This is a genomic window from Mucilaginibacter sp. PAMB04168 (genome assembly GCF_039634365.2).
Lineage (GTDB): Bacteria > Bacteroidota > Bacteroidia > Sphingobacteriales > Sphingobacteriaceae > Mucilaginibacter.
Map to the genome: position 1 here is coordinate 4844969 of NZ_CP155079.2, position 13993 is coordinate 4858961.

10 protein-coding genes are annotated in these 13993 nt (G+C 46.0%); 3 read left to right on the top strand and 7 right to left on the bottom strand.

The window, feature by feature from the left end; translation table 11 throughout:
* Window positions 1–33: 33 nt before the first annotated feature.
* The 6 genes from ABDD94_RS20475 to ABDD94_RS20500 all read right to left on the bottom strand — a co-directional run bounded on the left by ABDD94_RS20475 (window position 34) and on the right by ABDD94_RS20500 (window position 8620).
* On the bottom strand, window positions 34–2370 hold the full coding sequence (locus ABDD94_RS20475; protein WP_345953785.1) for a glycoside hydrolase family 2 TIM barrel-domain containing protein: 2337 nt from the start codon (window positions 2368–2370) through the stop codon (window positions 34–36).
* 4 nt (window positions 2371–2374) lie between these two features.
* Complete coding sequence (locus tag ABDD94_RS20480) at window positions 2375–3787, bottom strand: glycoside hydrolase family 28 protein (protein ID WP_345953786.1); 1413 nt, start codon at window positions 3785–3787, stop codon at window positions 2375–2377.
* A gap of 20 nt (window positions 3788–3807) precedes the next feature.
* Window positions 3808–5052, bottom strand: coding sequence for an oligogalacturonate lyase family protein (locus ABDD94_RS20485; protein ID WP_345953787.1), 1245 nt, complete (start codon window positions 5050–5052; stop codon window positions 3808–3810).
* A 15-nt stretch (window positions 5053–5067) separates the two neighbouring features.
* Entirely contained in the window at window positions 5068–6405 is a 1338-nt protein-coding gene (locus ABDD94_RS20490) for a rhamnogalacturonan acetylesterase (protein ID WP_345953788.1), read from the bottom strand.
* A gap of 161 nt (window positions 6406–6566) precedes the next feature.
* Window positions 6567–7574: a family 43 glycosylhydrolase gene (locus ABDD94_RS20495; RefSeq protein ID WP_345953789.1), complete on the bottom strand. Its 1008-nt coding sequence runs from the start codon at window positions 7572–7574 to the stop codon at window positions 6567–6569.
* A gap of 104 nt (window positions 7575–7678) precedes the next feature.
* A complete protein-coding gene (locus ABDD94_RS20500; RefSeq protein WP_345953790.1) occupies window positions 7679–8620 on the bottom strand; it encodes a glycoside hydrolase family 43 protein in 942 nt (313 codons plus the stop codon).
* Window positions 8621–8826: 206 nt separating this feature from the next.
* Here ABDD94_RS20500 and ABDD94_RS20505 point away from each other — a divergent pair, with 206 nt between their 5' ends.
* From ABDD94_RS20505 to ABDD94_RS20515, 3 genes are all read left to right on the top strand, one after another.
* Window positions 8827–10170, top strand: coding sequence for a glycoside hydrolase family 88 protein (locus ABDD94_RS20505; protein ID WP_345953791.1), 1344 nt, complete (start codon window positions 8827–8829; stop codon window positions 10168–10170).
* A 52-nt stretch (window positions 10171–10222) separates the two neighbouring features.
* Window positions 10223–11248 carry a hypothetical protein gene (locus ABDD94_RS20510; RefSeq protein WP_345953792.1) on the top strand — a complete coding sequence of 342 codons (1026 nt, stop codon included), beginning with the start codon at window positions 10223–10225 and terminating at the stop codon, window positions 11246–11248.
* A gap of 353 nt (window positions 11249–11601) precedes the next feature.
* A complete protein-coding gene (locus ABDD94_RS20515) occupies window positions 11602–11961 on the top strand; it encodes a hypothetical protein (protein WP_345953793.1) in 360 nt (119 codons plus the stop codon).
* A 101-nt stretch (window positions 11962–12062) separates the two neighbouring features.
* Here ABDD94_RS20515 and ABDD94_RS20520 read toward each other — a convergent pair whose 3' ends face one another.
* Window positions 12063–13928, bottom strand: a complete 1866-nt coding sequence (locus ABDD94_RS20520; protein ID WP_345953794.1) for a rhamnogalacturonan lyase — start codon at window positions 13926–13928, stop codon at window positions 12063–12065.
* Window positions 13929–13993: the final 65 nt, after the last annotated feature.

Genomic DNA, 13993 nt, shown 5'->3' on the forward strand with positions numbered 1-13993 from the left:
TAATTAGGATAGTTAATAGTTGGCATAGTTTAATCACTGTACAATTTGTAAAGTAATAGCGGCCTCGGGCAAACCGGCCATGGTAGCTTTTAAAGTAACCGGCCCTGTTTTTAAAGTTTGATTATTCCCCTTTACCAACGCCATGCAATGGCCTTGATAAGCTTTACGCGCGCCCCCCTGGTATGATTCATGACTGGCTACATTGCCATTGTCAACTGCTGCAATTTCGGCCGGGCCGCTGATGCTAAATTTCACCAGATCATCAGTATTAGCGCAAACGTTACCTTCTGCATCTACTACGGTAACGTTTACCTGTGCAGCATCGTCCCACCGGTGCGTTAACTGATTGCGGCTGGCCGTAAGCAGCAGTTTGGCCGGCGCACCGGCCGATTTAAATTCTTCTGTTGCAACTTCTTTACCCTTGTTGCGACCTACCGCTTTTAATGTTCCCTTTTCAAAAGTAAGGTCCCATTCGCGCGGCGCATCATTGGCCGGTTTTGGCTTTATACCTTGTGATTTGCTATTTAAAAACAGTTCTACCTCGTCGCAATTGCTGTACACCTGCACTTTGGCATTATCGTAGGTCCCGAAATCGGCGGGTGTCCAGTTGGCTACCCAGTTGCCTGTACCATCGTTATCGGCACGCCTTACCATGTGTACAACCGGCTTGTCGCTCCACCAACTTTGGCGTTGCAGACCCAGCGGCTTCCAGTTACCCATGCGGTCTATCAGGCCAGAATCATGCGTTGTATTAGGCCAGCCTTCTTCGCCCAGGTAGTCTATGCCCGTCCATAAAAACTGGCCTGCCATATAGGGTTTATCGCGCAGGGCCAGCCACTGGGCTATGTCATGCGCGTTTTCAGTACCAATTACAATCCAATCAGGGTGCGCTTCATGCGCAGCTATGATTTCTTTCTCGCGATAATTTTGACCTACTACATCCATCATAGCTGCAAAACCATTGGCATACACACCAGATACGTTGGGCCTGAACAGCGCCATAGTAACCGGCCTGCCCGGGTCAAGCTGATGAATGAGATTTTGCTGATCGCGATATTTCTTAAATCCAGTAGAATCGTTCAGGTTATCATGAATTTCGTTCCCTACGCTGTAAATAACGATAGATGGGTGGTTGCGGTCACGCATAACCATTTCGCGGGTGTCGCGTTCCCACCAGTCGGTAAAATACAGGTTGTAGCCTTTTTCGCCATTGGGTTTGGAGGCATTCCATGTATCGAAGGTTTCATCCATTACTACAAAGCCCATGCGGTCGCACAGGTCCAAAAACTCAGGTGCTACAGGGTTGTGAGATGTGCGGATGCCGTTCACACCAATTTGTTTCAGCGTTTTAAAGCGTTCTTCCCAAACATCTAAAGGTACTGCAGCACCCACGGCGCCACCATCATGGTGCAAACACACACCTTTTATCTTTATATTCTTTCCGTTAAGCCAAAAGCCAGTCGCCGCTTCAAATTTTGCTTCGCGGATGCCAAAAACGGTTTTCTCATCATCTATTACTGTACTGCCCTGATTAACCGTAGTGATAGCGGTATAGAGATTAGGTTGATCCAGGTTCCATAACTTTGGATATTTCACATCGGCTTGCAGCATAAAATCAGCCGTTACACCTGCCTTAACCGATTGACTTTTTTCAACCGTGGCTACGATTTTACCAGCATTATCGGTTATGGTGGTAATTACCTTGTAATCAGCTGACTTATCAGATTCATTTTTTACCTGTGCCTGAATTTTAACAGTACCTTTTGCGGCGGTGGCAACCGGTGTGGTTATATATACGCCGTTAGGTGTTAAATGTACCAAATCGGTTTGCACTAACCTTACATGCCTGTATATACCTGCGCCTGTGTAATACCGCGATGCAGGCTGAATACTATTATCAGCCCTTACGGAAATAACATTTGAGCTACCATAAGTAAGGTAAGGTGTGATATCATATCTGAATGTGCTATAGCCATAAGGTCTTTTGCCTAAATGATGCCCATTGATCCACACATCACTATTAGCCATCACACCATCAAATTCCACATACATTAACTTAGGAGTAGCCGGCTTGCTAAACGTAAAACGTTTACTGCGATACCAGCCCACGCCTGATGGCAAGTACCCTCCTCCCCGGCTGGTAGGATTGGTTTGACTATAGGGCCCCTCAATACTCCAGTCGTGAGGTACGGTTACCTCACGCCACTTTTTATCGTCAAAAGCCAATTGTTCGGCGCCGGTGGTATCGCCTTTGTGAAACTTCCAATTGGTATCAAAAGCTACATTGACACGTTTAACTGTGGGGCGCTGGGCTTGTGCGGTAACAGCAATAGCCAATAATGAGAAGGCTGTAACGAAATATTTTTTCATACCGTTAAGGTTTAGCCGAAAGCAGATTAGGTATAGTTAGTTTTGAATTATCAGTAGCGGTAATAGTGCTATTATTCCATTTCCAGCCTTGAGCATACTTTACTTCGCCCGCTGTTTCAACCGTCATATTCACCTTATCAAACTGAAAGTTTTGCAGTTGTGATTCTTGCAAACCGATAGCATTAACGGCTTTTTTAGCGCCGTTGACCTTTATGTTAGAAATAAAAACGTTTTTGAAATGCGGAATACCCTTGGATGCCGGCTCTACCTTGGTGAGCATTTTTTTCCAGTGCGGCGGCAGGGTACTTTCGGTATAACCGTCGGGCAGCTTGGAATAGCTGTAGCTCGGGTTCCAGTTCATGGTGATCTGGAAGGCCGTTCGTACGTTGTTCATAGTGATGTTAGTGAAATGAATATCTTCCACCGTTCCACCACGCGTAGTGGCCGATTTAATGTTTAAGCCGTTGCTTGTTCCGTTGCCTACCAGGTTGGTTGCGTACACGTGGCGTATTCCCCCCGATGTTTCGCTACCCAGCGTAAGCAAGCCCGAGCCTGCCCGGGCCACACAGTTGCGAATAACTACGTACTCGGTAGGTTTATTCACCCGCAGGCCATCCCAATCTCTGCCCGACTTCAGGCAAAAATCATCGTCGTTACAATCAATATCACAATTTTCAATCAATATCTTGGTTGATGAATCCACGTCAATTCCATCGGTGCTTGGTCCGTGGCCATCTACATTATTACGAATGGTAATGCCATCAACGGTCACTTGGCTGGAGTAAAGTAACTGCACCGTCCAAAAACCGGCCTGCTGCAGGGTAATGCCCTTGATGGTTACGTCGGTTGAGTTCGTTACCAGCAGTGTTCGTGGCCTTTTGGCATCGTAATCCACTATCCAGCGTAAACCTTTAGGCTCATACTCCTTACGCATATTCCAGTATAAATCCCAAAAAGGCTTGCCTTGTGCATTTACCAACCCTTTACCTGTAATAGCTGCATTGCGCTGCCCCATAATGTTGATAAGCGCTGCGGGCCATTTCATTTCTATACCGGCTATACGTGTATCTATTTCCGGGTAGTCGGCAATGTTCTGACTGCCCATTAATTCGGCACCTTCGTCCAGTTGCAAGTTCACATTACTTTTGATGAACAGTGAACCGGTTAAATACTTTCCAGACTTAACTTCAACAATACCGCCACCAGCGGCTGAACATTTGTCTATGGCCTGCTGAATAGCTTTGGTGCTGAGTGTTTTGCCATCGTTTACTGCTTTGTAATCGCTAACGAGGTAAACTTTGGTTTTATAAGGAAAATTTTTCGCGCCTACCGTTTTAACCCAGCCTGGTTCGTCAGCAGCTTTAGTCAGGGGTAAATTTAACACCACCGATGTAACTAAAAGCAGCAAGTATTTCATCTTAATCGTCATATATGAAATCATTCTGCCTTGTTTGATTTGGCAGCTTTGGCTACTTCAACTGCGTAAATTTCATCGTGCCCCTCAAAGTTAGCTCGAAAAATCACCCATTTTTCATCGGGAGAGAAGTGTACGTTAGGCTCTTGCTTATAATAGTGATTCTTCATGTTAACCAACTTTTCTGACTTGAACTTATCACCTTCGGGCCTGAACAGATAGATCCACATGCCATCGGGCGCTTTGGCAACCTGGCCCGGGTCGCCGCCATCACCGCAAAAAAGCTTTTCATCTGCCGTTACATTAAAATGGATTGACCATTCATTACGGTTCATTTCGTAAATCTTCTCTTTACCCGTTTTCATATCGTATCCGGCTAGGAAGAAGGTTTGCCCTTTAGGCTTTTGCAGATCGAACCACTCCGTGTTGCCATTTGGCGACCAGAACTCATGACCGGCAATTTCCATAGGCATTGTACGCTTATGCAAAAGGGTAGATTTGTTGGTTTTGATATTGTAGTTCCAGATGCGGTCTACTTTTTCCCAAGGGCCCTCATGGCAGTAGGAAAGTATGTTTGGATCAGTAGTAGAAAACAACAGATGGTTGGTCCACTCGTTCTCGCGGTTTACTTCCTTCAATTCCTTGGTTTTAGTGTTGAGTATATACAGCACATGCTCAATATGTGCGTTGTAAATCCGCTGGAAGAAATCTTTTTTTTCAGGGTACTGCTTTAATATCTCACGCTCCTGGTCGCCTACTGCTTTTACGCAGGCCATGTAAGTACCATCGGCATTTACCGTACCCACCCTGCCCTTAAATGAGGGGTCGAAAGCATAAATAAAACGCTCTTTACGGGTATCTACGTTGGCAGCAAACACGCTATCGCCGCTTTGGTAATAGGCCTCACGTGTTTTAGCGCAAACCATTTCGCCGGCCACGCGAGCCCTGTTGGTTAGCTGTGCAACTTTTTTTGTTTTCAGATTAAGGGTGAATAACTGTTTGCCATCAGTTGTTGTACCACCTGAGAAAACCATGATATCGCCTTCGCTTTTTAGCTGAGGTACAAAACAGTTGTTGTTAAAATAGAAACTGGTGTTGCCGCCGGGTCGGTTAACTAAGCGCACTACTTTGTGGCCGGTATCTTTGTCAATCCATTGGGCAACGGCCATGGGCTGTTTGTTAGCGCCGGTTTCGAGCACGGGTTGCGCTTGTGCAGCTATGCAGTAGAAGCTAAGAGCGAACAGCGGGGCGAACAGTTTCTTTTTCATAACAGGTAGTTTTGGTTAGTTACCATCTGGTTTAATGGCAGAATTTTTGGGGCTTAGCGGCCAGTTGAAGCTTTCGATGGGATCAGGTTTTGATGGGTCGAACGTTTTGGTATCAACCAGATACTTTTTCAGGCCCAGGTTATTCGTTTTAATTCCTTCTACAATACATTTGGCCAATTCGTAGGCACCGTAAGGGTTAAAGTGTGTATTATCTTCTAAAGCCTTATCCTGACCGGGAAAGGTATTAGCAGGATAATGTACCAGTGCTTTCTTAGAATTTTCGACACCCAGGGCATCGTAAAATTTCGTTACCATTTGGTTCAGGTCAATCAAAGGCACATTAAGTTCTTGGGCTACCTTGCGGGCGGCAGCTGGGTAATCGCCCAGTGTGTTTACCGTTTTACCTTCGGCATCGAATGAGCGGCGGGCTGTTGAAGTTACAATAACTGGGTTGGCTTTATGTTCGCGTGCCTGCATTACAAACAGCTTTAAGCGCTCGGTATAAGATTTATAAGCGCCATCGTTAGGGCCCTTCTCTTTCTGATCGTTATGGCCAAACTCTATAAACAGGTAATCGCCGGGTTTAATAAGGCTCATTACTTTTTCCAGGCGCTTACTGCCTATAAAACTTCCCAGCGTAAGGCCCGACTCAGCATGATTGGCAATGGCTACACCTGGCTTAAAAAAACGAGGTATCATTTGTCCCCAGGCAGCCCAGGGCTCATCGTCCTGGTCAACCACGGTTGAGTTGCCTGCCAGGTAAACGGTAATTTGATTGTCTACCTTTTCAATTTCAATAGCACTAACAGCAGAGTTACCCGCAAACTCAAGTGTAAGCTTATTGTCCCAATCCAGCTTGCCATTTTCACGGGGTTTCAGTTTTACCATTTCGCCGTTAGCAATCTGCGGCATACGGATGTTAACTATAAAACTTACCTTTTTTGATTCATTAGGCTTGGTGGCAAAGTTTTCGACCATTAAACGGCGCGACTCGGCCTTAACGGTAGTTTGGGTAGGGCCTTCAGCATCACCAAGGGTTAGTGTTACTTTATAATTCCCCTCGGGTACGGCTGCCGAAAAGTAAAATGGTTTATTGCTGGTTACAAAGCTGCTGCTATGACCTTTACGCATGATAACCTGCGAAGCAGTGCCCATGTCAAATCCATAATCGTTATTATAATTTTTTGACGTGCCAACGGCCGTAAAACCGGCTTTAGGCTTAGCTCCGCTTAGGTCGAACCGGTAGTTGGTTGCCGCGCTTTGTGCCCAAACAGGCGTAGCTAAGCTTGCGCAGAGCCCGGCAAACGACAGGGCCAAATATTTGATAGCCATCGGCTTCATGATCTGTAACATTAAATATTATACAGCGGTTTATAACTGCACGGTGCAGATTTGGTTAGATACTGTAGGCTCAAATTTATCTGATGCAGGGCTAAAGGGTATCCTGTACCGTCCTGAAAAGGCCGTGAACCGGCAATTACAACCACTTTATAACAGCAATGATACAATCACTGCTAAGGCTTTAAGCTAATGTAGGTTGGGGCATTACGGTCGCAGGTAAGTTTACCATCTGCATACTTCAGCTCGGCCACCTGTAAACTGCTTCGTTGCCGCTCATACTGGCTGGTAGCCGGCGGTGTAGTACGGCCGGGATGCGTAAAGTAAAAGATGTAGGCACGGTCATGGTTCACCACAATGTCGGCATGGCCCCCTATTACGCCGTCATCAGCACCGGTACCGGGGGCTTGTAAAATATTATCGGGCTGGCGTTTCCAGTTCAGCATGTCATCAGAGCTATACACGGCCAAACCACGCCAAACGTCGGTTATCATCCAGTACTTACCTTTCCAGGTAAATACTTTGGGGCCTTCGCCCCCTTGGTCGGCTACAGCTTTTTTACCGTCGGTCCAGCTATACAGGTCTTTACTATCGGCGTAGTAAATAGACTTATGGTCGCGCTCGTTATTGTACCACATGCGCCAGTTGCCATTGGGCATACGAGCCACACAAGCATCAATAACCTTGTCGGTAGCCAGTTTGAGGGTTGATTCATACTTCCAGTTCAGCAGGTTGGTGCTGGTGAGGTGTAAAATGTTTCGGGGGTGACTCCAATCCTTAAACACGCCTGGTACATACGTAAGGTACATATGATATAACCCGTTGTGTTCAATAATCTCTGGAGCCCAGTGTGTATAACCAGCGGTTGGGCGATACTGAATATCAGCGGTATCACGATATTTCCACGTAGCGCCGTCTTTTGATTCAGCAATACCAATGCGGGTGCCATGAACCCACTCTACCTCACCCACAGTGGTATCCTTTGCCCGGCGGTTTGTATAAAACATGAACCACTTCTTCTCTCCTTTATTCCATATCACTACCGGATCGGCTGCGCCATCGTAAATCGGGTCGCGAAAAAGGGGTTTCGGTGCTGGTTTGCTATGTTTGTTAGTTTGTGCAAAGATGCTGGTAGATGAAACAAGTAGCAAGAACACAAAAGATAACTTTATAACCGTTTTCATTATTTGATGGGGATACTTTAACTTTATATAAGTAACATTGGGCTTGTCCAGTAAATTTTACTCCTGTAGCGTCAGCTTAATCAATGTTTATAATTTCTTCGTTCTTAATTTTTTGCCGCCTTCAACTTCTCATATTCGGCAACGGTAATTTTGAATACCGTACCATGCCGTATGCCGGAGGGTAATTGTACTTGGTCAGATATATCCGTCCAAGTTTTCAGGTCGGTTGAGGTAAGCGCTCCGTATTTGTGGTTGCGGTACTTGTCGAAATATAGTATCCACTCTTTACCTTTTTGCAGTGCGGTTGGTCCTTCGGCCCAGTAATCGCCTGTAATATGCGTACCTGCCTGCTTGTACGGACCGGTTATTTTATCGGCATAAGCAATCTTAATGTTTTTCTGTACCGGCTTCACCGTTTCATCTTTAAAAAACATGATGAATTTTTTCCCAAAAGGCAGTATACTGGCATCAATGCAATTAAAGCCTGGATTGTACAGGAGCTTTGTTGCTGTAAAGGTTTTAAAGTCTTTAGTCAGGGTGTAATAAATACGATGATTGTACCCCTTTTCGGTTATGGTATCGGCCAGTGGGTAGCGGCCCGTGATAGTACTGGCCCAGTAAATCATGTACTGTTTGGTGGCGGCATCATAAGTTACCTCTGGCGCCCAGGTATTACGCGCACCTTTCTCAGCAGCCATCACCGGCAAAAAGCGCTGCTCCGACCAGTGGATCAAATCGGGCGAGTTAGCGTAGCCTATTCCTTTATCGTTCCAGCTTACCGTCCACACCATATGAAAAAGCCCGTCGGCTCCACGCAGTATACAGGGGTCGCGCATCAGTTTATCACTCGCTACGGCAGGTTTCAAAAATGAGCTATCACCTTTTAAGGCTTGCCATTTTAAGCCGTCGGTACTGGCGGCCAGGTGCAGGCCATCGGCACTACTGCCTTTAAAATAGCAAAACAGGTAAACTTCGTTTTTAGCATTTTGCGCGAAGGCGCCTGCTGCTACCAGCAGCATAGTCAATAGGTATACAAATCTTTTCATGTACTTTAGGTTAGTAAAGGCAAGCAGCCAAAGTTAACAGATTAGTTGAGCTGGTAATAGTTTAACCGTCCTATACTGTCTGCTTCGTGTTGGTTAATTAACTTTATTTCACTTTAATTTGTAAGGATGCGGATCATCGTATCTTCATCAACCAATTGTTACTTATTTATGCTATAGCCATAGCATCTACAACCTGAATAACCCATATGAAAGCCACTAAAGCCGGATTAATGCTTTGCTGCGGATTACTTGCCAGTGAATTGGCCTTTAGCCAGAAAGTAAATGACGTGGTAACACCGCTGCATGCCATGAAAGTGAACTATCCTGTTCCGTATGACATCACAGATCAGGCCAAGGTAAAGCAAACGCTCGACCGTATATTGGACTACCTGGACAAGGGCACCCCAACGCAGTTTATTAACCGCCGCACCAATGCTACTGTTGCTTTAAATAATGCCGATACGGCTACCATATTTAAACCCGGCGATTTCAGGCTAACCAGTTATGAGTGGGGCGTTACCTATGCTGGTATGTTGTTGGCTGGCCAGGCTACGGGCGATAGCCGCTATACCGATTATACCAAAACCCGCTTAACCTTTTTGGCTGATGCTGTGCCGGTTTTCAAGAAACTGAACCTGCAATACCCATCACGCCGCAACCCGCTGCACTCAGTGATGGAACCGGGCGCTTTGGATGATGCCGGCGCTTTGTGTGCGGCTACCATTAAAACTATACGCCTCGGCAATGCATCGCCTAACCTGCGCCCTATGGCCAATAATTTTATCAATTTTATATCGGCCAAACAACAGCGCTTTGCCGACGGTACTTTAGCCCGTAACCGCCCGCTTAAGAATACTTTGTGGCTGGATGATTTGTTTATGAGCGTACCGGCGCTGGCCCAAATGGGTAAGCTTACCGGCGATAATAAATATTATGATGATGCTGTAAAACAGGTTTTACAATTTAGCGCCCGCATGTTTAACCGCGAAAAAGGGGTTTACATGCACGGCTGGGTTGAGGAAATGGACGTACACCCACAGTTTCACTGGGGCCGTGCCAATGGCTGGGCCCTGATGGCCATGACGGAGCTGCTGGACGTACTACCCGAGCAACACCCGGGCCGCAAAGCGGTATTGCAGCAATACCAGGCCTTAGCTAAAGGCTTGGTTACCTACCAATCTAGCCAAGGCTTTTGGCACCAGTTATTAGACCGCAATGACAGCTACCTGGAAACATCGGCCACGGCTATTTATGCTTACTGTTTTGCCCGGGGCATTAACCAGGGCTGGCTTAACGGCAAGGCATTTGGACCGGCAACTTTGCTGGCCTGGAATGCTACAGCTACCAAGGTGAATGCACAAGGACAGGTTGAAGGCGTTTGTGTAGGTACCGGTATGGCTTTCGACCCGGCATTTTATTACTACCGCCCGGTAAATGTTTATGCCGCACATGGTTATGGCCCTGTTTTGCTGGCTGGCGCTGAAATAATTAATTTATTGAAGAATCATACGTTTGAAGTGAATGACAGCGCAGTGATGATGAAAAATTAAAATTTCATCATGAACATTCAGGCCGTCTTTATCAAATAAATAATTGCAGGTTATGCTGTTTGTAGGTTTGCACTTTGTTAAGAATGCAGGTTATACTATTCTAGCCGGCTTAAGTATACTGTTGGGTGGCTTGTACTTGTTGCATCATGCATCAGCTGCGAGGCATGATATAGTAGCTACAGGCTTGTTGGCCGATATGATCATTACTTTTCCCATTGCTTATTACTTCCTGCTCATCAGGCCGCTTCGGTTGCGAAAACGAAGTTTACTGCTTGTATTTAGTTGCTGTTGTGGCGCGGCCTATCTGTTATTGCCGCCGCATCAGCGGCAATATATTTTACAGCTACGCAAACTTACCTTCGTGCTCGAACTGGGCATTATTATTTATGCCTCTACCCAAATTTCAAAGATACGCCGCTATTACCAGGCACTGCAAACCCAAATGCCTGACAGTGCTCACCATTTACGGCAAAGTTTAATTCATGTACTGGGCAACAGCCTACCTGTTAAATTGCTGGCTGCGGAGCTAACAGTTGTTCGGTTTGGATTACTATGCTGGAAAAGGCCAACTAATTTGCCTTCAAATGCTCAATATTTTACCACCCATCGCAATTCAGGCTATGCAGCTTTATTTGGCGTTTTTTTATTTGTTGGAATTATTGAGTTGGTGGCCGTGCACCTGGTAGTGTTGCAATACAGTTATAAAGCCGCGATAGTCCTCTCATTTATTAGCGTATACGGAATAATGTTCATCATCAGCGATTTTTCTGCTATCCTGAAAAGTCCGGTAATTATATTAGATAACCAGTTATTGCTGCGTACAGGCATTCGCTGGCGTGCACAAACCGAAATTCAGAATATTAAAGCTATCCGGCAGGTTAAGGAATACGAGCAGTCATACAGTGTTTGCTTCAAAGGGGGCGTCATTAAAAGCAGTGCCAATCTGCTGATAACCTTTAACCAACCAGTATGTATTGAGCGGCTTTATCACAAGTCCATTATGAGCCACAGTATAATGATGAGTATAGATCAACCTGCTGAATTCATCAGCCAGGTACATGCAGCAGTGGGTAACTGATCGGTCTAAAGCTCGCATGCCTCGAAGCGATCATTTGAGTCAGTCGTCCAACTTGCCAGTTTGAGGAACGTTGAATCTTTAACAAGCAGCTTATTGGCGTCGCATACGTTCTTTCACTTACACAACGTACCCCTGATTTACTTTTACTAAAGTTAACATTACAAACCCAGGCACTTTTCCATATGTTGCTGATTCAAATGGATTAGGAACGATATTAATCATATTGGCCTATGGCGATGGCGGCTAAGGCACTGTTGTTGAAGCAAAGGCTAAGCTTATTATTTAAAGCCAATACGTACGTTATATTCAGTTAACAATAGGCCGGTACTTTTGTATAATAAGCATTTTGTGATATGAAAGCATTCTTATCGTCTGTGTTATTTATTGCAGCCTTAGAAAACGTAGGCATGGCGCAAACCTCAGTGGCGTCGGCAGATTCTGTTAAACGCACAGGAATAGGGCCCTGCTTTGGCACTATAACTCCACTCGGGCCTTTGTATATTATCCATACTAAGCATAAGACGTATCAGTTACTGTCGGTTGAACTTCTTCAGCAAGAAGAAGTAGAAAAAATGCATGTCAAAACCAACCAAATAGAAAATACTGCCCTGTATGGAATCAAAGCGCAAAATGGGCTGGTGATATTTACCTTAAAGGCAGACAAGGAATCGGCCGTAATTAAGCGTTTAAATAAGAACCTGATAAAATTATAAGGGCGTCATTTTTACAGACGCCCCTGTCCTATTCTAAAAGCCTGTTGATAAAGCGCTTCCTCAAAAAGTTTATGCCTTACTTCACTACTTGTTTAACTGGTTTACTTACTTTTCAGTATCACGATATTAGGTTTAACGGGCGCTTTCATACCATTACCTAAAAAGAAACTGGTGTACGGGGGCTGATTATAACCTACGTTTTGCCAGGCAATACTTAAACGATACTGTGGATCGTGCATTAGTGTACGAAATTTATATTGGGTTGGAATAGTGGTGGTGTAAATGCGCAGGCTTTGGTTATCGGCAGCACGCAATATTACTTCCTCCCGCCAGTCGCCAAACAGGTCGGCGCTTAGGGTTGGAGTCGATTTTGAACCATTATTGGACTGATAACCATCAGCCACCAGCAAATTATCTATTTTACTGTTTTGGTAATCCCATTTCATGATACGGTTCCCGTCCAACAGTTCGCGTAGCAGGTCACCATCCCACCAAATACCAAAGTTTACAGTGCGTGGAGCTGCGCCTATTTTTTCTCCTTTTGCGGTCTTCAAGCCTTCGGCGCCACCCCACTGTTCCACACCAGCATAGCGAGGGTCAATGTCTGCCGACATGCCACGACCTACGTCCATATCCGGATCGCCCTGCCAAAGTATTTCGCCCGTGCGGGCATCATACATAGCACTGCCTGCTCCTTTGGTTTTTTCTTCAATTTCGTGCACACCAAAAACCTCCAGGCCAGGGCGCGAAGGATCCATATCGCTCACGTGCACAGCATCGCCGTGGCGCAGGCCAGTTGTATACAAGCCTTTACCGTTATCATCCACACACATAGAACCGTACACTATCTCATCCTTACCGTCGGCGTCTACATCAGCAACAGTTAAATTATGATTACCCATGCCCGAGTAAGGGTTAGCCCCATCTTTAGTGTCAAAAACCCAGCGCGAGGTAAGCTTACCGCCGCGCCAATCCCACGCGGCCAGTACTGTACGGCCGTAATAGCCGCGGCACATTATTACGCTGGGATGCATACCATCCAGATAGGCCACGCAAGCCAAAAAACGATCGACACGGTTACCGCTGTTATCATTACCGCCATTGCCCCCGCGGCCACCCCAGCCGCCAATGTTGCCACGGGCAGGTATGTAATCGGTAGTGGCTAAAGCAGCGCCTGTGCGGCCATCAAATATGGTAAAGTACTCGGGGCCATCCAGTATGCGGCCTTGCGCGTTGGCATAACGCTTGGTGCTGTCGCCAATTACTTTGCCCTTACCGTCAACGGTACCATCGGCCGTTTTACAGGCCAGTTCGGCAATGCCGTCTCCATCCAGGTCATACACCATAAACTGAGTATAATGCGCGCCTTCCCTGATATTATGTCCCAGGTTAATTTCCCAAAGTAAGGTACCGTCCAATTTGTACGCCTGAAAAACAGGTGGGTCGGTTATACCTGCCGATGAGTTATCGCGTCCTCGACCGGTTTGGTGCAGTATGATTTCGTATTGCCCATCCCCATCTAAATCGCCTACTGAAGCATCGTTGGGAATATAACCTTTGGGGTTTTTGAGCGGCAAATTCCAGTAAGCCTGGGCCGGTGCATTTGCATTAAGGGTATAGGTATTTCCGGCAGCCTCTTCTTTACCGTTGATGATTGCCTTTACAAACCAGCTGTTGGCAACGGTACTGTCTACCTTTTGCTGGGTATAGCTGGTAGCCGCGGCTAAGGGTTTGGCATTCACTTTTACGGCCGGCTTGCCGCCCGCTTTATGATAAAGGTTATAAGTTACATTATCGGGCTCGGTGCCCAGCATACGCCAACTTAAAAATACACTGCCCCCACCTTGGTTTACGGCAACCAAGCCCCTGTTTAGGTACTCCATTTGGCGCTGAGCAAAGGCAGTTGCTGTAACACATACTGTAATTATCAGCGTGAGCTTTAAGGCTTTGTTTAAAAATATTTTCATGAGGTGATTTATTAAATTTTAGCTGAAGCGCGTTTCAAAACCGGAACCGTATTTTAATGCAATAC

What these genes read in the sequence shown, in the direction of transcription:
- ABDD94_RS20475 (WP_345953785.1), bottom strand. Translation starts at nt 2,370, where the DNA reads ATGAAAAAATATTTCGTTACAGCCTTCTCATTATTGGCTATTGCTGTT.
- ABDD94_RS20480 (WP_345953786.1), bottom strand. Translation starts at nt 3,787, where the DNA reads ATGAAATACTTGCTGCTTTTAGTTACATCGGTGGTGTTAAATTTACCC.
- ABDD94_RS20485 (WP_345953787.1), bottom strand. Translation starts at nt 5,052, where the DNA reads ATGAAAAAGAAACTGTTCGCCCCGCTGTTCGCTCTTAGCTTCTACTGC.
- ABDD94_RS20490 (WP_345953788.1), bottom strand. Translation starts at nt 6,405, where the DNA reads ATGTTACAGATCATGAAGCCGATGGCTATCAAATATTTGGCCCTGTCG.
- ABDD94_RS20495 (WP_345953789.1), bottom strand. Translation starts at nt 7,574, where the DNA reads ATGAAAACGGTTATAAAGTTATCTTTTGTGTTCTTGCTACTTGTTTCA.
- ABDD94_RS20500 (WP_345953790.1), bottom strand. Translation starts at nt 8,620, where the DNA reads ATGAAAAGATTTGTATACCTATTGACTATGCTGCTGGTAGCAGCAGGC.
- ABDD94_RS20505 (WP_345953791.1), top strand. Translation starts at nt 8,827, where the DNA reads ATGAAAGCCACTAAAGCCGGATTAATGCTTTGCTGCGGATTACTTGCC.
- ABDD94_RS20510 (WP_345953792.1), top strand. Translation starts at nt 10,223, where the DNA reads ATGCTGTTTGTAGGTTTGCACTTTGTTAAGAATGCAGGTTATACTATT.
- ABDD94_RS20515 (WP_345953793.1), top strand. Translation starts at nt 11,602, where the DNA reads ATGAAAGCATTCTTATCGTCTGTGTTATTTATTGCAGCCTTAGAAAAC.
- ABDD94_RS20520 (WP_345953794.1), bottom strand. Translation starts at nt 13,928, where the DNA reads ATGAAAATATTTTTAAACAAAGCCTTAAAGCTCACGCTGATAATTACA.